Here is a 314-nt window from a genome sequence, read left to right as displayed (position 1 = left end):
CCGGCCGGCACGCCGCGCTTGCCCGCAAAGTACACGCGCCGCTGGTACAGCTGCGGCCACAGCGTGGCCAGCTGGGCCTGCACGGCGGCCTCATCGGCACCGATGCAGACATAGCGCGCCAGCGATGCTGTCTCTTATACACATCTGACGCTGCCGACGAAATGCGAACAGTGTAGATCTCGGTGGGCGCCGGATCATTAAAGAGGGGGGGGGGGGGGGGGGGGGGGGGGGGGGGGGGGGGGGGGGGGGGGGGGGGGGGGGGGGGGGGGGGGGGGGGGGGGGGGGGGGGGGGGGGGGGGGGGGGGGGGGGGGGG

At 76.8% G+C, this 314-nt stretch carries 1 protein-coding gene; it reads right to left on the bottom strand.

Going from position 1 to position 314, the window contains the following annotated elements:
- Nucleotides 1–90: 90 nt before the first annotated feature.
- Nucleotides 91–314, bottom strand: a 224-nt coding sequence (locus JHD82_RS29485; protein ID WP_199140462.1) for a hypothetical protein, incomplete at its 5' end; no start/stop codon positions are given.

The sequence above is a fragment of the Delftia sp. ASV31 genome (assembly GCF_016428765.1).
GTDB lineage: Bacteria > Pseudomonadota > Gammaproteobacteria > Burkholderiales > Burkholderiaceae_C > Comamonas > Comamonas acidovorans.
The sequence above is the reverse complement of the archived record's forward strand: the minus strand, read 5'-3'. Positions and strand labels throughout refer to the sequence as shown.